The sequence below is a fragment of the Rhodoferax sp. genome (assembly GCF_014859475.1).
Taxonomy (GTDB): Bacteria; Pseudomonadota; Gammaproteobacteria; order Burkholderiales; family Burkholderiaceae_C; genus Rhodoferax.
Genome location: NZ_JACUUE010000006.1, coordinates 1 through 20,643 on the forward strand (window position 1 = coordinate 1; position 20,643 = coordinate 20,643).

At 57.2% G+C, this 20,643-nt stretch carries 20 protein-coding genes and 2 tRNA genes; all 22 read left to right on the forward strand.

The window, feature by feature from the left end; genetic code table 11:
* The first annotated feature begins 135 nt into the window (after window positions 1–135).
* The 22 genes from dnaQ (at window position 136) to IBX54_RS01180 (ending at window position 20,630) form a co-directional block, all read left to right on the forward strand.
* On the forward strand, window positions 136–864 hold the full coding sequence (gene dnaQ / locus IBX54_RS01075) for a DNA polymerase III subunit epsilon (protein WP_296540815.1): 729 nt from the start codon (window positions 136–138) through the stop codon (window positions 862–864).
* A 25-nt stretch (window positions 865–889) separates the two neighbouring features.
* A tRNA-Val gene (locus tag IBX54_RS01080) sits at window positions 890–964 on the forward strand.
* A 286-nt stretch (window positions 965–1,250) separates the two neighbouring features.
* Complete coding sequence (locus tag IBX54_RS01085; RefSeq protein ID WP_296540816.1) at window positions 1,251–2,501, forward strand: branched-chain amino acid ABC transporter substrate-binding protein; 1,251 nt, start codon at window positions 1,251–1,253, stop codon at window positions 2,499–2,501.
* A 227-nt stretch (window positions 2,502–2,728) separates the two neighbouring features.
* Window positions 2,729–2,995, forward strand: coding sequence for a 30S ribosomal protein S15 (gene rpsO / locus IBX54_RS01090; protein WP_296540817.1), 267 nt, complete (start codon window positions 2,729–2,731; stop codon window positions 2,993–2,995).
* 223 nt (window positions 2,996–3,218) lie between these two features.
* Window positions 3,219–5,333 carry a polyribonucleotide nucleotidyltransferase gene (pnp, locus tag IBX54_RS01095; RefSeq protein ID WP_296540818.1) on the forward strand — a complete coding sequence of 705 codons (2,115 nt, stop codon included), beginning with the start codon at window positions 3,219–3,221 and terminating at the stop codon, window positions 5,331–5,333.
* 66 nt (window positions 5,334–5,399) lie between these two features.
* Entirely contained in the window at window positions 5,400–6,395 is a 996-nt protein-coding gene (locus tag IBX54_RS01100; protein ID WP_296540819.1) for an NAD(P)H-quinone oxidoreductase, read from the forward strand.
* Window positions 6,392–7,135, forward strand: coding sequence for a triose-phosphate isomerase (tpiA, locus tag IBX54_RS01105; RefSeq protein WP_296540820.1), 744 nt, complete (start codon window positions 6,392–6,394; stop codon window positions 7,133–7,135). Before IBX54_RS01100 ends, tpiA begins: the two co-directional genes overlap by 4 nt.
* 38 nt (window positions 7,136–7,173) lie before the next feature.
* Complete coding sequence (secG, locus tag IBX54_RS01110; protein ID WP_296540821.1) at window positions 7,174–7,527, forward strand: preprotein translocase subunit SecG; 354 nt, start codon at window positions 7,174–7,176, stop codon at window positions 7,525–7,527.
* Between the two features lie 118 nt (window positions 7,528–7,645).
* A tRNA-Leu gene (locus tag IBX54_RS01115) sits at window positions 7,646–7,730 on the forward strand.
* 58 nt (window positions 7,731–7,788) lie between these two features.
* A complete protein-coding gene (locus IBX54_RS01120) occupies window positions 7,789–8,148 on the forward strand; it encodes an NADH-quinone oxidoreductase subunit A (RefSeq protein WP_296540822.1) in 360 nt (119 codons plus the stop codon).
* A gap of 4 nt (window positions 8,149–8,152) precedes the next feature.
* The gene (locus IBX54_RS01125; RefSeq protein ID WP_296494100.1) at window positions 8,153–8,632 is read left to right on the forward strand and encodes an NADH-quinone oxidoreductase subunit B family protein; all 480 of its coding nucleotides are present in this window, start codon (window positions 8,153–8,155) and stop codon (window positions 8,630–8,632) included.
* A gap of 10 nt (window positions 8,633–8,642) precedes the next feature.
* Entirely contained in the window at window positions 8,643–9,260 is a 618-nt protein-coding gene (locus IBX54_RS01130) for an NADH-quinone oxidoreductase subunit C (RefSeq protein ID WP_296540823.1), read from the forward strand.
* 5 nt (window positions 9,261–9,265) lie between these two features.
* Window positions 9,266–10,519 (forward strand): NADH-quinone oxidoreductase subunit D, encoded by a 1,254-nt coding sequence (locus tag IBX54_RS01135; RefSeq protein WP_296540824.1) that lies wholly within the window; start codon window positions 9,266–9,268, stop codon window positions 10,517–10,519.
* Entirely contained in the window at window positions 10,516–11,007 is a 492-nt protein-coding gene (gene nuoE / locus IBX54_RS01140) for an NADH-quinone oxidoreductase subunit NuoE (protein WP_296540825.1), read from the forward strand. Before IBX54_RS01135 ends, nuoE begins: the two co-directional genes overlap by 4 nt.
* Entirely contained in the window at window positions 11,004–12,356 is a 1,353-nt protein-coding gene (nuoF, locus tag IBX54_RS01145; RefSeq protein WP_296540826.1) for an NADH-quinone oxidoreductase subunit NuoF, read from the forward strand. The genes nuoE and nuoF overlap by 4 nt, the downstream gene beginning before the upstream one ends.
* Before the next feature lie 12 nt (window positions 12,357–12,368).
* Window positions 12,369–14,501: an NADH-quinone oxidoreductase subunit NuoG gene (nuoG, locus tag IBX54_RS01150; protein ID WP_296540827.1), complete on the forward strand. Its 2,133-nt coding sequence runs from the start codon at window positions 12,369–12,371 to the stop codon at window positions 14,499–14,501.
* Window positions 14,498–15,580: an NADH-quinone oxidoreductase subunit NuoH gene (gene nuoH, locus IBX54_RS01155; RefSeq protein ID WP_296540828.1), complete on the forward strand. Its 1,083-nt coding sequence runs from the start codon at window positions 14,498–14,500 to the stop codon at window positions 15,578–15,580. The genes nuoG and nuoH overlap by 4 nt, the downstream gene beginning before the upstream one ends.
* 12 nt (window positions 15,581–15,592) lie before the next feature.
* Window positions 15,593–16,126: an NADH-quinone oxidoreductase subunit NuoI gene (gene nuoI, locus IBX54_RS01160; RefSeq protein ID WP_296540829.1), complete on the forward strand. Its 534-nt coding sequence runs from the start codon at window positions 15,593–15,595 to the stop codon at window positions 16,124–16,126.
* A 23-nt stretch (window positions 16,127–16,149) separates the two neighbouring features.
* Window positions 16,150–16,812 (forward strand): NADH-quinone oxidoreductase subunit J, encoded by a 663-nt coding sequence (locus IBX54_RS01165; protein ID WP_296540830.1) that lies wholly within the window; start codon window positions 16,150–16,152, stop codon window positions 16,810–16,812.
* Window positions 16,809–17,117, forward strand: coding sequence for an NADH-quinone oxidoreductase subunit NuoK (gene nuoK / locus IBX54_RS01170; protein WP_296540831.1), 309 nt, complete (start codon window positions 16,809–16,811; stop codon window positions 17,115–17,117). The genes IBX54_RS01165 and nuoK overlap by 4 nt, the downstream gene beginning before the upstream one ends.
* A 5-nt stretch (window positions 17,118–17,122) precedes the next feature.
* Entirely contained in the window at window positions 17,123–19,141 is a 2,019-nt protein-coding gene (gene nuoL / locus IBX54_RS01175; RefSeq protein WP_296540832.1) for an NADH-quinone oxidoreductase subunit L, read from the forward strand.
* A 13-nt stretch (window positions 19,142–19,154) separates the two neighbouring features.
* Window positions 19,155–20,630 carry an NADH-quinone oxidoreductase subunit M gene (locus IBX54_RS01180; protein ID WP_296540833.1) on the forward strand — a complete coding sequence of 492 codons (1,476 nt, stop codon included), beginning with the start codon at window positions 19,155–19,157 and terminating at the stop codon, window positions 20,628–20,630.
* The last annotated feature ends 13 nt before the right edge of the window (window positions 20,631–20,643 follow it).

The following is a 20,643-nucleotide window of genomic DNA, read 5'->3' on the forward strand; positions in this document are numbered from 1 at the left end:
GGGGCATGGATTGCTTCACTGCGTTCGCAATGACGGGATTGTTCATGGCAAGGCGCAAAGCGCCGTGGCGATCCAGGATGCATGGATTGCCGCGCTGCGCGCGCAACGATGTTGCTTTGCAAGCCAGGTAGCAATATGCGTCAAATTTTTCTGGACACCGAAACCACAGGCCTGTCGGCCGACAACGGCGACCGCATCATCGAGATCGGCTGCGTCGAAATGCTGCACCGCAAGCTCACCGGTAACAACCGCCATTTTTACGTCAACCCTGGGCGCGACAGCCACGAAGAAGCGCTCAAGGTACACGGCATCACCAGTGATTTTCTCAAGGACAAGCCCACGTTCGCAAAAGTCGCCCAGGACCTGCTGGATTACCTGAATGACGCGCATTTGGTCATCCACAATGCGCCGTTTGATCTGGGCTTTTTGAACATGGAGCTGGCGCTCATCAAGCAGCCACCGTTAAAAACTGTGGTGGCCAGCATCACCGACACGCTGGTCATGGCCAAGGAGATGTTTCCCGGCAAGCGCAACTCGCTCGACGCCCTGTGTGTCCGCCTGGAGGTGGACAACTCGGGCCGCACGCTGCACGGCGCGCTGCTTGATGCCGAGCTGCTGGCCGACATGTACATCAACCTGACGCGCGGGCAAAATCCGCTCCTGATGGACGAGGGGCCCGTCATCGATGCCAATGGGGATCGAATCAGTGCGCTGGATTTAAGCCAATTCGTACTTCCGGTGATCAGAGCCAATGAGCAGGAGTTGGCAGCTCATGAAGACGTGTTGAGGCAAATTGACAAGTCCAGTAAAGCCAAGACAATCTGGCGCACTGCAGACCAAAAAATGCCCCAATCTGTGGCATAATCTGCCTCTTTCCTGAACAGGGAAAGGGCGGTTAGCTCAGGGGTAGAGCACTGCATTCACACTGCAGGGGTCACAAGTTCGAAACTTGTACTGCCCACCAACGTATCAAGTTAAAAAAGCCTTGTAAATTTCTGATTTGCAAGGCTTTTTTGTTTTTCATTTGGTCCCGGTCAAGCCTTCTCGTGGCCGTTGAAGCTGTGAAATTGCAACTTCGCACCAATGAAAACGCCAGTCCCGCCCGCCAAGGCATTTAAAGTCAGGCCGTTTCAGCCGATCGGATGGCAAGCACGCATACCATCTGCCTTTACACTGCGCTGCGTGCAAAACAAACCAGCTGCATGCCTTCGGTTTTGCGAGTGGCACGGCGGCGGTAAAGGAAATTGTCGATGTTGAAAAATATAATGGTTCGCGCCGCATTGGGGCTCGCCTTGGTGACGGCCTTGCCACTGACTGCGCAAGCTCAAAGCGCAGCTGCGCCGGTGAAAATTGCCATGATCGAGGGCTTGAGCGGCCCGTTTGGTAACACCGGTGAGGCAGTTTTTCGTAACTTGGTCTGGGCCGTGGAGCGGGTCAACGCGCGTGGCGGTGTGACGCTGGCGCTGGCGCGTTACGACAGCAAGGGCCAGGCTGAAGCGGCGCTGTCGGCACTCAAATCAGCCATCGACGATGGTGCCAGATTCATCATGCAGGGCAATTCATCGGCAACGGCGGCGGCGTTGATCGATGCCATCAACAAGCACAACCAGCGTGAACCCGAAAAACGCGTGCTGTTTTTGAATTACTCTGCGGTCGATCCGATCTTGACCAACGAAAAGTGCAGTTTCTGGCACTTCAGGTTTGATGCCCACGCCGACATGCGCATGACAGCGCTGATGGAAGTCCTGAAAGCCGATCAGGCGCTCAAGAGCGCCTACATCATCGGTCAGGACTACAGCTTCGGCCACGCCGTGGCGCGCGAGGCCAGGCGCCAGTTGGCGGCGTTGCGCCCCGATGTGCAGGTGGTCGGCGAAGAATTGCACCCAATGGGACGGGTCAAGGATTTCATGCCCTACGCAGCCAAAATCAAGGCCAGCGGGGCGCAGGCGGTGATTACCGGTAATTTTGGCAACGACCTGACGCTGTTGGTCAAGGCCGCCAAAGATGTGGGCTTTGACGGCAAGTTCTACACCTTTTACGGTAACGCGCTGGGTGCACCGGCTGCGATTGGCGACGCCGGCGTGGGCAAGGTGGTGGCGGTGGCCGACTGGTTGCCCAATGTGCAAAACGCGCAAAGCGAGGCCTTTTACCAGTCCTTTCGCGCGCGTTTCCCCAAACCTGCGGACGACTATGTGCATATGCGCATGCAGTTGATGGTGGCGGCGCTGGCGCAAGCTATTGACAAGGCTGGCACGACCGATGCCGTCGCTGTGGCGCAACAACTGGAAAACACCAGCATCACCTTTGGTGCGCAAACCGGCACCATGCGTGCCGCTGACCACCAGTTCCAGCAGCCGCTGGTGGTGGGTGTCATGGACAAGCTCGGCGCGCCCGGTGTGAAGTTCGATGTGGAGGGCTCCGGCTACGGCTTTCGGGTGGTAAAAACCATTGCTGCCGAGCAGGCAGAGCAGCCCACGAGCTGCCGCATGCAACGCCCCTGAGTGCAGTTTGAACTATTTCCGCAGCCCGGCTGCCAATCCGGGAGGCTTTTTGCATCTGCGTATCAAGCGCGTGTGGCGGCGTGGGCCCTTCACCGGCGTGCACTTCGTTTCATCCGGGCTACATGCTTCGGCGCTCTGGCTATAATACGCGGCTGTGCAAAGCGCAGGCAAGCACGTCAGGGGCAGTTCCAGCGCCTGACGCAAGTTCTTAAATTACAGGAAAAATCATGATTGCATCCAGTATCAAAGCTGCCGTTGTCAAAGACAACGCACGTCAAGCCGGTGACACCGGTAGCCCCGAAGTTCAAGTCGCGTTGTTGACCGCCCGTATCAACGAGCTTATGCCGCACTTCAAAACCCACGCCAAAGATCACCACGGTCGTCGTGGCCTGCTGCGCATGGTGAGCCGCCGCCGCAAACTGCTGGACTACCTCAAGTCCAAAGATGCAAGCCGTTACCTGGCCTTGATCGCCAAGCTGGGTCTGCGCAAGTAATTGGTGCTAAAAGAATGATGAACGCCTGAGTTAGTTCACTAGCTCAGGCGTTTTTTACTTTAATTTACGTCGGAAAAAGCAAAAACGGAGCGAAGCTGTGTCATTCCAAAGCCCCTTGACACCCTGGCGGGTGTGGCTCTGGAATGGCATCGTGTTCTGTGTTGTGGCTTCCGGGCTTCGGTGGGGTGGCCTGCATCCCCCCAAACTCACAGGAGATTAAAAAATGACGATGTTCAACAAAGTTAGCAAGACTTTTCAATGGGGCCAAAACACGGTCACCATGGAAACCGGTGAAATTGCCCGCCAGGCCTCTGGCGCCGTGCTGCTCGACATGGACGGCACCGTGGTGCTGGCCACAGTGGTTGCCAAAACCGATTCCAAGCCGGGCCAGGACTTTTTCCCGTTGACGGTCGATTACTCTGAAAAATCCTACGCCGCCGGCAAGATACCGGGCAGCTTCTTCAAGCGCGAAGGCCGCCCCAGCGAGTTGGAGACCCTGACCTGCCGCCTGATTGACCGCCCGATCCGTCCGCTCTTTCCCGATGGCTTCTACAACGAAGTGCAGGTCATTATCCACGTGGTGAGCCTGAACCCCGAAGTGCAGGCCGACATTGCGGCCTTGATCGCCACCAGTGCGGCGCTGTCGGTCAGCGGCATTCCGTTCAATGGCCCGATCGGTGCCGCCCGCGTGGGTTACATCAACGGCGAATATGTGCTCAATCCGGGTCAAACCCAATTGAAAACCAGCCAGCTCGAGCTGGTGGTTGCGGGTACCGAAGCGGCCGTGCTGATGGTCGAGTCCGAAGCCGACCAGTTGCCCGAAGATGTCATGCTGGGCGCCGTGATGTTTGGTCACGAACAAGGCGTCATCGCCATCAACGCAATTAACGAACTGGTGCGCGATGCCGGTAAACCGGCCTGGGACTGGCAAGCGCCAGCCCGCGACGAAGAACTCATCGCCAAGGTCGGTGCGCTGGCCAATGACAAATTGACGGCTGCCTACCAGATTCGCAACAAGCAAGCGCGTACCCAGGCTTGCCGCTCGGCCTACGCCGATGTCATGGCTGGTCTCAAGGCCGATGGCGTGGTTTTTGATTCGGTCAAGGTCGAAAGCATGTTGTTCGACATCGAAGCCAAGCTGGTGCGTGGTCAGATTCTGGCCGGTGAGCCGCGCATTGACGGTCGCGACACGCGCACCGTGCGCCCCATCGAAATCCGCAACAGCGTGTTGCCGCGCACCCATGGTTCATCGCTGTTTACCCGTGGCGAAACCCAGGCGCTGGTGGTCACCACGCTCGGTACCGAGCGTGATGCCCAGCGCATCGACGCGCTCGCCGGTGATATTGAAGACCGTTTCATGCTGCACTACAACATGCCTCCCTTTGCCACCGGCGAAGCAGGTCGTTTTGGTACGCCCAAGCGCCGCGAAATCGGCCATGGTCGCCTGGCCAAGCGTGCCCTGATGGCGGTGCTGCCGAGCAAGGAAGACTTCCCCTACACCATGCGCGTCGTGTCTGAAGTGACCGAGTCCAATGGTTCGTCCTCGATGGCCTCGGTGTGCGGCGGTTGCCTGAGTCTGATGGACGCCGGCGTGCCCTTGAAAGCGCATGTGGCCGGCATTGCCATGGGCCTGATCAAGGAAGACAACCGTTTTGCCGTGCTGACCGACATCCTTGGTGACGAAGATCACCTGGGCGACATGGACTTCAAGGTAGCCGGCACCGCCAGCGGCATCACCGCCTTGCAGATGGACATCAAGATCCAGGGCATTACCAAAGAAATCATGCAAGTGGCACTGGCCCAAGCCAAGGAAGCCCGCATGCACATTCTGGGCAAGATGACCGAAGCCATGGCAGAAGCCAAGACCGAAGTCTCCACCTTTGCACCGCGTCTGTTCACCATGAAGATCAACCCCGAGAAGATCCGTGACGTGATCGGCAAAGGCGGCTCGGTGATTCGTGCGCTGACCGAAGAAACCGGCACGCAGATCAACATCGACGAAGACGGCACCATCACCATTGCCTCAAGCGATCCGGCCAAGGCCGAAGAAGCCAAGCGCCGCATCGAGCAGATCACCGCTGAAGTGGAAATCGGCAAGATCTACGAAGGCCCGGTCGTCAAGATTCTTGACTTCGGCGCACTGATTACTTTGTTGCCTGGCAAGGATGGCCTGTTGCACATCAGTCAGATCGCCCATGAACGCGTCGAAAAGGTCACCGACTATTTGTCCGAAGGCCAGATCGTCAAGGTCAAGGTTCTGGAAACCGACGAAAAAGGCCGCGTCAAGCTGTCCATGAAAGCGCTGCTGGAGCGCCCGGCACAGGAAAATCGCGGTTGATGGATTGATGCGGCAACGCACAAGTCAAGTTTTGTTTTTTTGTTCAGAGCCAAAGGCCTGCATTGAATGAAAGCGATTGAAATCACCCGCCCTGGCGAGCCGGACGTTTTGCGTCTGGGCGAGCGTCCGGTGCCGCTTGTCGGCGTGGGTGAGCTGCGCATTCGCGTGACGGCCAGTGGTGTCAACCGGCCCGATGTATTGCAGCGCTCGGGCCTGTACCCGCCGCCGCCCGGTGTATCGGACATTCCCGGTCTGGAAGTGGCGGGTGTGATTGAGCAGGGCGATGCGACTGAGTTGTCAGCAGCCGGCTTCAAGCTGGGTGACCGGGTCTGCGCCTTGGTGGCGGGTGGTGGTTACGCCCAGTGGTGCGTGGCGCCGATTGCCCAATGCTTGCCGGTGCCCGAAGGTTTGAGTGATGTGCAGGCGGCAAGTCTGCCCGAGACCTTTTTCACGGTCTGGAGCAACCTGATGGACCGCGGCCGCCTGGCAGCGGGTGAGACGGTGTTGGTCCAGGGCGGCACAAGCGGCATCGGTGTCACGGCGATCCAGTTGGCGAAAGCCGTGGGGGCCCGCGTGTTTGCGACCGCTGGCAGTGATGACAAGTGCGCCGCCTGTCTGGCCCTTGGTGCTGAGGCAGCGATCAATTACAGGACGCAGGATTTTCAGGCCGAGATTGCCAGGCTCACGCAGGGCCAGGGCGTCGATGTGATTCTGGACATGGTGGCTGGCGACTATGTGGCCAGGGAAGTGCAGAGCTTGCGCGAGGATGGCCGACTGGTCATCATTGCCGTGCAAGGGGGGACTCAAAGTGAATTCAACGCGGGGCTGGTGCTGCGCCGCCGCCTGACGATCACCGGCTCGACCTTGCGGCCCCGGTCGGTTGCGTTCAAGGCGGCGATTGCGCAGGCGTGTCTGAATACGGTGTGGCCCTTGCTGGCAAGCGGGCGGATCAAGCCGGTGATTCACAGCGTGTTTGCCGCTGCCGATGCGGCCCGGGCGCATGCCTTGATGGAGTCCAACCAGCATGTTGGAAAAATTGTTTTGACTTGGGAAAACGCATGAAAAAAACGCTGATTGCAGGCAACTGGAAAATGAACGGCAGCCTGGCCGCCAACGAAGCATTGCTCAAGGCCTTGCTCGCTGGCGTGGGGCAGCCGACCTGCCAGGTGGCGGTATGCGTACCTGCCGTGTATTTGGCGCAATGTCAGGCTTTGCTTGCCGACAGCGTCATTGAACTGGGTGCGCAGGATGTTTCCAGCCATGAGAGCGGTGCCTACACAGGTGAAATTGCGCCTGCCATGCTCAAGGAGTTTGGTGCGCGCTATGTCATAGTTGGGCATTCGGAGCGACGCCAGTACCATGGTGAAACCGATGAACTGGTCGCGGCCAAGACCCAGCGCGCGCTCAGCGTCGGCATCACGCCGATTGTGTGCGTGGGTGAAACGCTGGCTGAACGCGAGGCTGGCCGCACCGAAGATGTGGTCAAGCGCCAGTTGGCCGCAGTAATCCATACAAACGGGCACTGCATCAGCGAAGTGGTGATAGCTTATGAGCCGGTCTGGGCGATTGGTACCGGGCTTTCTGCCACGGCAGAGCAGGCGCAGCAGGTTCACGCCGTGTTGCGTGCGCAATTGCGGGCGGCCACACCCAGCGCGGATCGCATCCAGTTGCTGTATGGCGGCAGTATGAACGCAGCCAATGCAAAAAGCCTGTTGGCACAGCCCGATATTGACGGTGGCCTGATTGGTGGTGCCGCACTCAAGGCCCCGGATTTTTTAACCATTATTGCGGCCGCTGCCTGACCCCAGGTGTTGCTGACGAATTTATTCAGGAGTGATTTATGGATGCTTTATTGACATTGATGCTGGCGGTGCAAATGATTTCAGCACTGGCGATGGTGGGGCTCATCCTGGTGCAGCATGGCAAGGGGGCTGACATGGGCGCCGCTTTTGGCAGTGGCGGTTCTGGCAGTCTGTTTGGCGCAAGTGGCAGCGCCAATTTTCTGTCGCGCACCACGGCGGTCTTGGCCACCGTGTTTTTTGCCAGTACCTTGATGCTGGCCTATTTTGGTTCAGCGCGCCCTGCCGCGAGTTCGGGCAGTGTGCTTGAAAATTCTGCCCTGACCGCGCCTGCGCCAGCGGCATTGCCGGCGCTTGAGGCCGCATCTGGTGCCGCACAAATTCCAGCCAAATAATTGCTGATGAAAAAGCCTTCTCCTTAGAGAAGGTGAGGAAATTTCAGGGTAAACTCTGGGCTTCTCGGTTGAACCGGCAGGTGTTACACACCAGCCAGACGGCCGGTTGAAATGAATGGCCGTCGTGGTGGAATTGGTAGACACGCTATCTTGAGGTGGTAGTGGCGAAAGCTGTGCGAGTTCGAGTCTCGCCGACGGCACCAAGTTAATTTGTTTGATGTATGTCAATGTGTCAAACAGTCGATTGAATACACTGAAAATATGAACCTAGAACAGTATTTGCCAGTCATTCTTTTCATTCTGGTTGGCATTTCGGTAGGCGTCATGCCACAGGTCATTGGTTACATTCTTGGACCTAACCGACCAGACCCTGCCAAAAATTCCCCTTACGAATGTGGTTTTGAAGCCTTCGGCGATGCGCGGATGAAGTTCGACGTTCGCTATTACCTGGTCGCCATTCTTTTCATACTATTTGACCTCGAAACTGCGCTCTTGTTTCCCTGGGCGTTGACGCTCAAGGACGTGGGGCCAGCCGGTTTCTGGGCGGTGATGATTTTCCTGGGCATTCTGGTCGTGGGTTTTATCTACGAATGGAAAAAAGGCGCCCTCGATTGGGAGTAAGACGATGATTGAAGGTATTCTCAAAGAGGGATTTGTCACCACGAGCTACGACTCCGTGGTGAACTGGGCCAAGACCGGTTCAGTTTGGCCCATGACTTTCGGCCTGGCCTGTTGTGCGGTCGAAATGATGCACGCTGCAGCCGCCCGCTACGACATCAGTCGCTTTGGCGCAGAAGTGTTTCGCCCGAGTCCGCGTCAATCCGACCTGATCATTGTGGCGGGTACCCTGACCAACAAAATGGCACCCGCTTTTCGCAAGGTTTATGACCAGATGGCTGAGCCACGCTGGGTGATCAGCATGGGCTCTTGTGCCAATGGCGGCGGCTATTACCACTACAGCTACTCGGTGGTGCGCGGCTGTGATCGCATCGTGCCGGTCGATGTCTATGTGCCGGGCTGTCCGCCCACTGCCGAAGCGCTGATTTACGGAATCATCCAGTTGCAGCGCAAGATCCGTCGTACGCAAACGATTGCTCGCACTTAAAGGGTTGACGATGACTGTGTATTCTGTAAACCCACACACGCTCAAAACGCAGGTTGATGCTGCTTTGGGCGACCTGATCAAAAGCAGCGTGGTGGCGCTCGATGAGCTGACGGTAGTGGTGGACGCGGCCAACTATTTTCAGGCTGCCAAGATTCTTCGTGACGACCCCACTTGTGCTTTCGAGCAAATGGTGGACTTGTGCGGTGTGGACTATTCCACTTACAAAGACCAAGCCTGGTCGGGCCTCAGATTCTGTGTAGTCGTGCATTTGCTCTCGGTGAGCCTGAACCAGCGCGTTCGGCTGAAGGCTTTTGTGCCGGACGATCTGGCACCCGTCATGCCGTCAATCTGTAGTCTCTGGAGCAGCGCCAATTGGTTTGAGCGCGAAGCCTTCGACTTGTTCGGTATTGTGTTCGAGGGCCACGACGACTTGCGCCGCATCCTGACCGACTACGGTTTCATCGGCCACCCCTTCCGCAAAGACTTCCCCATGCTTGGTACGGTGGAAATGCGCTATGACGCAGAGCAAAAACGCGTGGTCTATCAACCGGTCACGATCGAGCCGCGCGAAATCACACCGCGCATCATCCGTGAAGAAAACTACGGAGGCCCTGCTACCCAGCAGTAAGAGACATGGCTGATATCAAGAACTACACCCTGAATTTCGGTCCGCAGCATCCGGCGGCGCACGGCGTCTTGCGCCTGGTGCTCGAGCTCGATGGCGAAGTCATCCAGCGCGCTGACCCGCACATTGGCCTGCTGCACCGTGCCACAGAAAAGCTGGCAGAGAGCAAGACCTACATCCAGGCCCTGCCTTACATGGATCGGCTCGATTACATGTCCATGATGTGCAACGAGCAGGGCTATTGCCTCGCCATCGAGAAATTGCTGGAGCTTGAAGTACCCCTGCGTGCCCAATACATCCGGGTCATGTTTGCCGAAATCACGCGCATGCTGAACCACTTGCTGTGGGTTGGCGCGCACGCCATTGACTGTGGCGCCATGACGGTCATGCTGTTTGCGTTTCGCGAACGCGAGGATCTGCTCGATATTTATGAGGCGGTCAGCGGCGCGCGCCTGCATGCGGCGTACTTCCGCCCGGGCGGTGTTTACCGCGATTTGCCCGACACCATGCCGCGCCATGAATCAAACAAGATTCGCAGTGCCAAGTCCACCGAAGCGCTCAATCGCGCCCGCAGCGGCAGCCTGCTTGACTTCATCGATGACTTCACCCAGCGCTTCCCCACGTACCTGGCCGAATACCACACCCTGTTGACTGACAACCGCATCTGGAAGCAGCGCACGGTCGGTATTGGCGTGGTTACACCGGAGCGCGCGCTGAACCTCGGTTTTACCGGCCCCATGCTGCGCGGCTCCGGCATTGCCTGGGACCTGCGCAAAAAGCAGCCCTACGAGGTCTATGACCGGCTCGACTTTGACATTCCGGTGGGAAAAACTGGCGACACCTACGACCGGTATCTGGTGCGCATGGAAGAAATGAAGCAGTCCAACCACATCATCAAGCAGTGCGTGGACTGGCTGCGTGCCAACCCCGGCCCGGTGATCACCGACAACCACAAGATTGCGCCGCCGGATCGTGAATCCATGAAATCCAACATGGAACAACTGATTCACCACTTCAAGCTGTTCACTGAAGGTTTCTCGGTGCCTGAGGGCGAGGCCTATGCGGCCATTGAACACCCGAAAGGTGAGTTCGGTATTTACCTTATCAGTGACGGGGCCAACAAGCCGTATCGGCTCAAGATCCGTCCGCCTGCTTTTGTGCACCTTGCTGCGCTCGACGAGATGGGCAAGGGCCACATGATTGCCGATGCGGTGGCAATCATTGGAACCATGGACATTGTGTTTGGGGAAGTTGATCGATGATTTCTGAAGAATCCAAAGCGCGCTTCGCCAAGGAAGTTGCCAAGTATCCGGCTGATCAAAAACAGTCGGCAGTGATGGCCTGCCTGGCCATCGTCCAGCAAGAACTGGGTTATGTCAGCGCCGAGAGCGAGCAGATGGTGGCAGACTACCTTGGCATGCCGGCCATTGCCGTGCACGAGGTCACCAGCTTCTACAACATGTACAACCAGAAACCGGTTGGCAAGTACAAGCTCAATGTCTGTACCAATCTGCCCTGCCAGTTGCGTGATGGCGGCAAAGCCATGGCGCATTTGAAAGACAAGCTGGGCATCGACAACGACCAGACCACGCCCGACGGCCTTTTTACGCTGCAACAATGCGAGTGTCTTGGCGCCTGTGCCGACTCGCCCGTGCTGCTGGTGAACGACACCGCCATGTGCAGTTTCATGACCAACGACAAGCTCGACCAACTGATCGATGGTTTGCGCGCGGCCGAGGTGAAGCCATGAACGTTCAACAAATTCTGGCGCAGTTTGAGGCCACCGGCAAAGAAACCGCTTTTCACAACCGGCACATCGAACCGCAGATTTTTGCCGGCTTGAACGGCAGCAACTGGCGCCTCAAAGACTACGAAGCCCGCGGCGGCTACCAGGCCTTGCGCACGGTGCTTGGTCTGGATGGTGGTGCCGGCATGACGCAGGACCAAGTGATTGCCACCGTCAAGGAGTCTTCATTGCGCGGACGTGGCGGCGCCGGTTTCCCGACTGGGCTCAAGTGGAGTTTCATGCCGCGCCAGTTCCCTGGCCAGAAATACCTGGTGTGCAATTCGGACGAAGGTGAGCCCGGCACCTGCAAAGACCGCGAGATCATGGAGTTCAATCCGCATATCGTGATCGAAGGCATGATCATTGCGGCCTACGCCATGGGTGTTACGGTGGGTTACAACTACATTCACGGTGAAATTTTTCACACCTACCTGCGTTTTGAAGAAGCGCTGGAAGAAGCGCGTGCCGCAGGCTTGCTTGGCGACAACATACTGGGCAGCAGCTTCAGTTTTCAACTCCACGCCGCGCATGGCTTTGGTGCCTACATCTGCGGTGAGGAAACCGGCTTGCTGGAGTCGCTCGAAGGCAAAAAGGGTCAGCCCCGCTTCAAGCCGCCATTCCCGGCCAGTTTCGGTCTCTATGGCAAACCCACCACCATCAACAACACCGAAACCTTTGCCGCCGTGCCCTGGATCATCCGCAACGGCGGTTCGGCCTATGCGGCCTGTGGCAAGCCAAACAATGGTGGTACCAAAATTTACTCGGTCAGTGGCGATGTCGAATTGCCCGGCAACTTTGAAGTGCCAATGGGAACACCCTTTGCCAAACTCCTCGAGCTGGCCGGCGGTGTGCGCAAGGGGCGTCAGCTCAAGGCCGTGATTCCCGGTGGTTCCTCGTCACCGGTGCTGCCTGGCGCTGTCATGATGGACTGCACCATGGACTACGACTCCATCGCCAAGGCCGGTTCCATGCTGGGTTCCGGTGCTGTGATCGTATTGGATGACTCGCGCTGCATGGTCAAGAGCCTGCAGCGCCTGAGTTACTTCTACATGCACGAGTCCTGCGGCCAGTGCACGCCTTGCCGTGAAGGCACGGGCTGGCTGTCGCGCGTGGTCGATCGCATTGAAACAGGCCATGGCAAGATGTCCGACCTCGAATTGCTCAACTCGGTGGCTGAAAACATCCAGGGGCGCACCATTTGCGCCTTGGGTGACGCCGCCGCCATGCCGGTGCGCGCCATGCTCCAGCATTTCATGCCTGAATTTGAATACCATGTGGTCCACAAGACCTGCATGGTCCCTGCTTACGTTTGAGCGAGTCCCAAGATGATTGAAATTGAACTCGACGGTCAGAAGGTCGGCATTGCAGAAGGCAGCACGGTCATGCATGCGGCCGAAAAAGCGGGTACCTATGTTCCCCATTTCTGCTACCACAAAAAGCTGAGCATTGCTGCCAGTTGCCGCATGTGTCTGGTCGATATCGAAAAGATGCCCAAGCCCATGCCGGCGTGCGCCACGACCGCGACGCAGGGCATGATCGTGCACACCAAGACCGACAAAGCCATCAAGGCCCAGCAGTCGGTGATGGAATTCCTGCTGATCAACCACCCGTTGGATTGCCCTATTTGCGACCAGGGTGGCGAATGCCAGTTGCAGGACATAGCAGTCGGTTATGGCGCCTCGGCTTCGCGTTATCAGGAAGAAAAGCGTGTTGTTCCGGTCAAGGACGTTGGCCCCTTGATCTCCATGCAGGAGATGGCGCGTTGCATCCATTGCACCCGTTGCGTGCGCTTTGGCCAGGAGATTGCCGGCGTCATGGAACTCGGCATGTCGCAGCGCGGCGAGCACGCCCAGATCGAGACCTTCCTGAATCACACCATCGACTCCGAACTCTCGGGCAACATGATCGACATTTGCCCGGTCGGTGCCCTGACCAGCAAGCCTTTCCGTTACAGCGCCCGCACCTGGGAGCTGTCGCGTCGCAAGTCGGTCAGTCCGCATGACTCGACCGGCGCCAATCTGATTGTTCAGGTCAAGAACAACCGCGTCATGCGCGTTGTTCCTTTTGAGAACGAGGCCGTCAACGAATGCTGGATCGCCGACCGTGACCGCTTCTCCTATGAAGCGCTTAATGGCGACGATCGCCTGACCACGCCGATGATCAAGCAGGGCGGTCAATGGAAGACTGTTGATTGGCAGACTGCGCTCGAATATGTGGCCAATGGCTTGAAGCAGATCAGTGCCGAATTCGGTGCTTTCAGTCTGGGCGCTTTGGTGAGTCCGCACGCCACGCTCGAAGAATTGCACCTGTCGGTCAAGCTCATGCAAGGTCTGGGCAGCAACAACATTGATCACCGGCTGCGCAATGCCGAGTTTGCTGCCACAGAAGGCGTGCGTTATCTGGGAACGTCCATCGCATCCTTGTCGGAACTGCAAAGTGTCTTGATCGTTGGCTCGAACCTGCGCAAGGAGCACCCGCTGTTTGCACAACGCATTCGTCAGTCTGCCCGCAAGGGTTGCCAGGTGAGTTCGATCAACGTGTGCAACGACGACTGGGCGATGCCGGTCGCGCACCGCGTCGAAGTTCCCGCAGCACAATGGGTGCAGGCCTTGGCCGCCGTGGCCGCTGCCGTCGCTCTTGAAAAAGGCACGACAGCCCCAGTTGCCGTCGCTGCCGATGACGCAGCCGTGGCGATTGCGCGTAGCTTGCTGGCTGGCGAGCGCAAGGCGATTTTGTTGGGCAATGGTGCGGCGCATCATGCCCAGGCTTCCAGCTTGCTGGCGCTGGCGCAGTGGCTGGCTGACCAGACCGGCGCCAGCTTTGGTTACCTGACAGAAGCGGCCAACACCGTGGGTGCCCAGTTGGTTGGCGCACAGCCGACGGCGGACGGCTTGCATGCTGGTCAAATGCTCGGCGGTGCGCTCAAGGCTGTCGTGCTGTTGAACACCGAACCCGAATTTGATTCGGCTGCCGGGGCGCAAGCGGCCGAGGTGCTGGGCAAGGCACAGATGGTGGTGTCGTTGAATCCGTTCAAGGCCAACATGGCGTTCTGTGACGTCATGCTGCCGATCTCTCCGTTCACGGAAACCTCTGGCACCTTCGTCAACGCCGAAGGTCGCGCCCAGAGCTTTCATGCCGTGGTGCAGCCGCTGGGTGAAACCCGTCCGGCCTGGAAGGTGTTGCGCGTGTTGGCCAACATGCTCAACGTGCCCGGCTTCGATTTCAACTCGTCAGACCAGGTCCTACAAAGTATTCCCGGGTTGACTAACGGTGATGTGGTGCAGGTGCCGGCTGATCGATTCGGCAATCGCACCACGGCTGCCATCGACCTGTCAGATTCTGCTGGCGCGCCAGTGGTGGCCGGTATTTATCAACTGGATGGCATCTTGCGCCGCGCGCCTGCGCTGCAAAAAACAGCCGATGCCCGGGCCGTTGGGACCCAGGAGGTGGCAGCATGAGCGACTTCGTATTCTCTTTTGGTCAAGGGCTCATTGCTGCACCCTGGTGGGAAGCCTACGCATGGCCAACGATCTGGGCCTTGATCAAAGTCACCGTGGTCCTGATGATTGTGTTGGGGGCCGTGACCTATGCCACCCTCTGGGAGCGCAAGCTGCTCGGCTGGGTGCAAATCCGGCTCGGACCAAATCGTGTTGGCCCCTTTGGACTGTTGCAGCCGATTGCAGATGCACTGAAGCTGATGACCAAGGAGATCGTGCGGCCAGTCAAGTCTGACAAATTCCTGTTTTACCTGGGGCCGGTGATGACGGTGACGCCAGCTTTGGCAGCGTGGGCAGTCATACCATTCGGGCCCGAGATTGCGGTCGCCAACCTGAACGCGGGCTTGCTGTTCTTCATGGCGATTGCGTCGTTGGAAGTGTATGGTGTGATCATTTCTGGTTGGTCTTCCAACTCCAAGTACGCGTTTCTAGGTGCGTTGCGCGCTTCCGCGCAAATGGTGAGCTACGAGATTGCCATGGGCTTCTGCCTGTTGATCGTCCTGATGGTGTCATCAAGTCTGAACATGACCGACATCGTGATGGGGCAGGGCAAGGGCTATTTCGCCGACATGGGCCTGACCTTCCTGTCCTGGAACTGGTTACCTTTGCTGCCGATTTTTGTCGTCTTCTTTATCTCCGGACTGGCCGAAACCAACCGGACGCCGTTCGACGTGATCGAAGGTGAGTCCGAGATCGTTGCGGGCCACATGGTGGAATACTCTGGCATGTCCTGGGCCATGTTCCAGATGGCTGAATACGCCAGCATCTGGATTCTCTCGATCATGTCTGTCACCTTGTTTTTGGGTGGCTGGATGGCGCCCATCGACAGTGCCTTGTTCAACTGGATTCCGGGCTGGATCTGGCTAGGCATCAAGACATTTTGTGTGATGACCCTGTTTATCTGGGTGCGTGTCACCTTCCCCCGCTTCCGCTACGACCAGATCATGCGTTTGGGTTGGAAGATTTTCATTCCAGTGACCTTGGTGTGGCTGGTGGTGGTTGCGGTGTGGATGCAGTCCCCGTGGAACATTTGGAAGTAATTCGAGCTGTTTATGACTACCCCATCTTTAAATACCGTTGCCAAGCCGACCGGAGGCGCCTTCTCGCTGAAGGACTTCCTGTCGAGCTTCATGCTGGTCGAATTGCTCAAGGGCATGCGGCTCACTGGCAAGTACGCATTTCGTAGCAAGATCACACTTGAATACCCCGAAGAAAAGACGCCCTTGTCGCCGCGCTTTCGTGGCCTGCACGCCTTGCGTCGTTATGAGAACGGCGAAGAGCGTTGTATTGCCTGCAAATTGTGTGAAGCCGTTTGCCCGGCCATGGCCATCACCATCGAATCCGAGGTGCGCGAGGATGGTTCGCGTCGCACCAACCGCTACGACATTGACCTGACCAAGTGTATTTTTTGCGGCTTCTGCGAAGAAAGCTGCCCGGTCGATTCGATTGTTGAAACTCACATTCTTGAATACCACGGTGAAAACCGGGGCGACTTGTATTTCACCAAGGAAATGCTGCTCGCCGTCGGTGACCGCTATGAGTCTGAAATCGCCGCCTGCAAGGCCGCCGATGCCAAGTACCGCTGACCACTTAGAGAGATATATTAACTATGGATGTCAAGACGGGTTTGTTTTATGTTTTTGCGACCGTGCTGTTGCTGGCGGCGTTTCGTGTGATCACGACGCGCAACCCGGTGCATGCGGTGTTGTTTCTGGTGCTGACGTTTTTTCAGGCGTCCATGATCTGGATGCTGCTTGAAGCCGAGTTTCTGGCAATCACCCTGGTGTTGGTGTATGTAGGTGCCGTGATGGTGCTGTTCCTGTTTGTCGTGATGATGCTCGACATCAATATAGATGGGGTTCGCCAGGGGTTCTGGAAGCACTTTCCCATGGCGGCCGTGGTCGGTTTGATCATCATCGTGGAAATGTCTGCAGTCTTGCTGGCGGGCTTCCCCGGCAGTGAAGCCCCTGCTGCGATGACGGGCCTCGGCCAGACCATTGTTGAGACCTCAAATGCCAAGGCGTTGGGTATGCTGATGTACACCCATTATTTGTACCCGCTCGAAGTAGCAGCCGCTATGTTGCTGGTGGGCATGATTGCCGCCATTGCACTGACCTTGCGCCATAGCAAGGAAGTCAAGACTGTGAATCCTGCAGATCAGGTCCGCGTGAAGTGGGCCGATCGCCTGACCGTGGTCAAGCAGGAGGCCACCCAACCTGCGCCCTCGGCACCCACCGCCCAGGCCACCACGCTTGAGGAGAAAAAGGCATGACGCTTACCTTGGGTCATTTTTTGTCGTTGGGAGCAATATTGTTTGCGTTTGCCGTGATCGGGATTTTTCTGAATCGAAAAAACCTGATCGTGTTGCTGATGTCAATTGAGCTGATGCTGTTGGCGGTGAACACCAACTTTGTTGCTTTTTCGCATTATCTGGGCGACCTCAACGGACAGATTTTTGTCTTCTTCATCCTGACCGTGGCGGCGGCCGAAGCGGCCATTGGCCTGGCCATCCTGGTGCTGTTGTTCCGTCTTAAATCCAATATCAATGTGGACGAACTTGATTCGCTGAAGGGTTAACAAAAATGAGTCAAACCCTGTCTTCTTCTACACTGCTGGTCATCGCGCTGGCGCCTTTAGCTGGATCCCTGGCGGCGGGGCTGTTAGGCACCAAGTTCGGTGGCAATGTGATTGGCCGGCGCGTCTCGCACACGCTGACTATTTTTGGTGTCTTCCTGTCCTTTGTCCTGTCGGTCCTGACGCTGCAAAGTGTGGTTGTTGACGGCGCCCGCTTCAACGAGACCATTTACACCTGGATGGTGGTGGGCGACCTCAAAATGGAAGTCGGCTTTCTGGTTGATGGCCTGACTGCCATGATGATGTGTGTGGTGACCTTTGTGTCGCTGATGGTGCACATCTACACCATCGGTTACATGGAGGAGGACGAGGGCTACAACCGCTTCTTCGCCTATATCTCGCTGTTTACCTTCTCGATGCTGATGCTCGTCATGAGCAACAACATGCTGCAACTGTTCTTTGGCTGGGAAGCGGTGGGGTTGGTGTCGTACCTGTTGATCGGTTTCTGGTTCAACAAGCCCAGCGCCGTCTTTGCCAACATGAAAGCCTTTTTGGTCAACCGGGTGGGCGACTTCGGCTTTATCCTGGGCATTGGCCTGCTGGCCGCTTACACCGGCACGCTCAATTACGGCGAGGCCTTTGCCAAGTCGGCCGAGCTGGCCACACTGACCCTGCCGGGCACTGACTGGATGCTGGTGACCGTGATCTGTATCGGCCTGTTCGTGGGCGCCATGGGCAAATCAGCGCAGTTCCCGCTGCATGTCTGGTTGCCCGATTCAATGGAAGGCCCGACCCCTATTTCTGCCCTGATTCACGCAGCCACCATGGTGACGGCTGGCATTTTCATGGTGGCCCGCATGTCGCCACTGTTCGAGCTCAGTGATGTCGCGCTCAATTTCGTGCTGATCATCGGCGGCATCACCGCCCTGTTCATGGGTTTCCTGGGCATCATCCAGAACGACATCAAGCGCATCGTGGCGTACTCCACCTTGTCGCAACTGGGTTACATGACCGTGGCGCTGGGTGCCTCCGCGTACTCAGTGGCGGTGTTCCACTTGATGACACATGCCTTCTTCAAGGCGCTGCTGTTCCTGGCGGCAGGTTCGGTCATCATGGGCGTGCATCACAACCAGGACATCCGCTGGATGGGTGGCCTGCGCAAATACATGCCTATCACCTGGCTCACTTGTCTGCTCGGTTCACTGGCCCTGATTGGTACGCCGTTCTTTTCGGGCTTTTACTCCAAGGACGAGATCATCATGGCGGTGCACGCCAGCCAGTTGCCTGCGGCCGGTTTTGCCTATTTTGCAGTGATGGCCGGTGTATTCATCACGGCTTTTTATTCGTTCCGTCTCTATTTCCTGGTGTTCCACGGCAAGGAGCGCTTCGACCAAAACCCTGAAGCACACCACGGCCATGACGATCATGGTCACCATGGCCACGACAGCAAGCCGCATGAAACACCCTGGGTGGTGACCGTGCCCTTGATCCTGTTGGCCATTCCGTCGGTGCTGATCGGTTTCTTCACCATTGGCCCGATGCTGTTCGGTGACTTCTTCAAGGATGCCATCTTTGTGAACGCAGAAATTCACCAAGCCATGACCTTGCTGGGCGAAGAATTCCATGGTCCGGTCGCGTTGGCTCTCCACGGTTTCATGGCTGCACCCTTCTGGCTGGCTTTGGCGGGGGTGGTAAGTGCCTACTACATGTACATGGTCAACCCGGCCTTGCCTGCGGCCATCAAGCGCAGTTTCATGCCGATCTACACCCTGCTTGAAAACAAATATTACATGGACTGGTTCAATGAAAATGTGTTGGCCCCTGCTGCTCGCGGCTTGGGGACGGCGTTTTGGAAGGTGGGCGACCAGGCTGTGATTGACGGTGCGGTCGTGAATGGTTCCTGGCGCATCGTTGGCTGGATTTCGGGCTTGGTCCGAAAAATCCAGACCGGTTATCTTTATGACTATGCGTTGACCATGGTCTTGGGTATCTTTGTTCTGATGACGTATTTCGTCTGGCTCAAATAGGAGAAATATAAAAATGGGTTTGCTGAGCCTGGCTATTTGGACACCGATTGCCTTCGGTGTGGTGTTGCTGGCACTTGGTCGCGATGACCAGGCGCAGGCAGTTCGATGGATTGCACTGGTGGGGGCTGTGGTCAGCCTGCTGGTGACCTTGCCGCTTTACACGCAGTTCGAAGTGGCCACGGCGGCCATGCAGTTTGTCGAAATAACGCCGTGGATCGAGACCTTCAACGTCAATTACCACCTGGGCATTGACGGCATCTCGGTCTGGTTCATCCTGCTGACGGCCTTCATCAACCTGATCGTGGTGATTGCCGGTTGGGAGGTCATCACCAGCCGTGTCAACCAGTACATGGGTGCCTTCCTGATCCTGAGCGGTCTCATGATCGGTGTCTTCTGCGCGCTCGATGGCATGTTGTTCTACGTCTTCTTCGAAGCCACCCTGATACCGATGTACCTCATCATTGGCGTCTGGGGTGGCCCGAACAAGATTTATGCGGCGTTCAAGTTCTTTCTTTACACGCTGCTGGGTTCGCTGTTGCTGCTGGTCGCCCTGATCTACCTTTATGTCACCTCGGGCGGCAGTTTTGATTTGCTGACCTGGCACAGATTGCCGCTCGGTCAGACGGCGCAGACGCTGCTGTTCTTCGCCTTCCTCGCGGCCTTCGCCGTCAAGGTGCCGATGTGGCCGGTACACACCTGGCTGCCCGATGTTCACGTCGAGGCACCCACCGGCGGCTCTGCTGTGCTGGCGGCCATCATGTTGAAACTCGGCGCCTATGGCTTCCTGCGCTTCTCGCTGCCGATCACCCCCGACGCTGCCCACGAGTGGGCAGGCTTGATGATCGGCTTGTCGCTGGCGGCAGTGATTTACGTGGGCCTGGTGACCTTGGTGCAGACCGACATGAAAAAGCTGGTGGCTTATTCTTCGGTGGCGCACATGGGCTTCGTCACGTTGGGCTTCTTCCTCTTCAACGATCTCGGCGTGGCCGGTGGCATTGTGCAAATGATTTCGCATGGCTTTGTTTCGGCGGCCATGTTCCTCGGTATTGGTGTGCTCTACGACCGTGTTCACTCGCGTGATATTTCAGCCTATGGCGGCGTCGTCAATACCATGCCCAAGTTTGCTGCGTTTGCCATGTTGTTTGCCATGGCCAATGCCGGTTTGCCAGGTACGGCCGGTTTTGTGGGTGAATGGATGGTGATCCTGTCCGCCCTGCGTGTCAATTTCTGGGTGGGTATGGCGGCTGCAAGCGCCTTGATTTTTGGCGCGGCCTATACCCTCTGGATGGTCAAGCGTGTCTATCTGGGTCCGGTCGCCAATGACAAAGTCAAGAATTTGAAGGATATCAATGGGCGGGAATTTTTCTTCCTGTCGTTGTTGGGCATCGCAATCCTGTTCATGGGCTTGTACCCCATGCCGATCACCGAAGTGATGGATGTTTCAGTAGCCGAGTTGCTGAAGCATGTGGCCATCACGAAACTGAACTGATCAGTCTGTACTG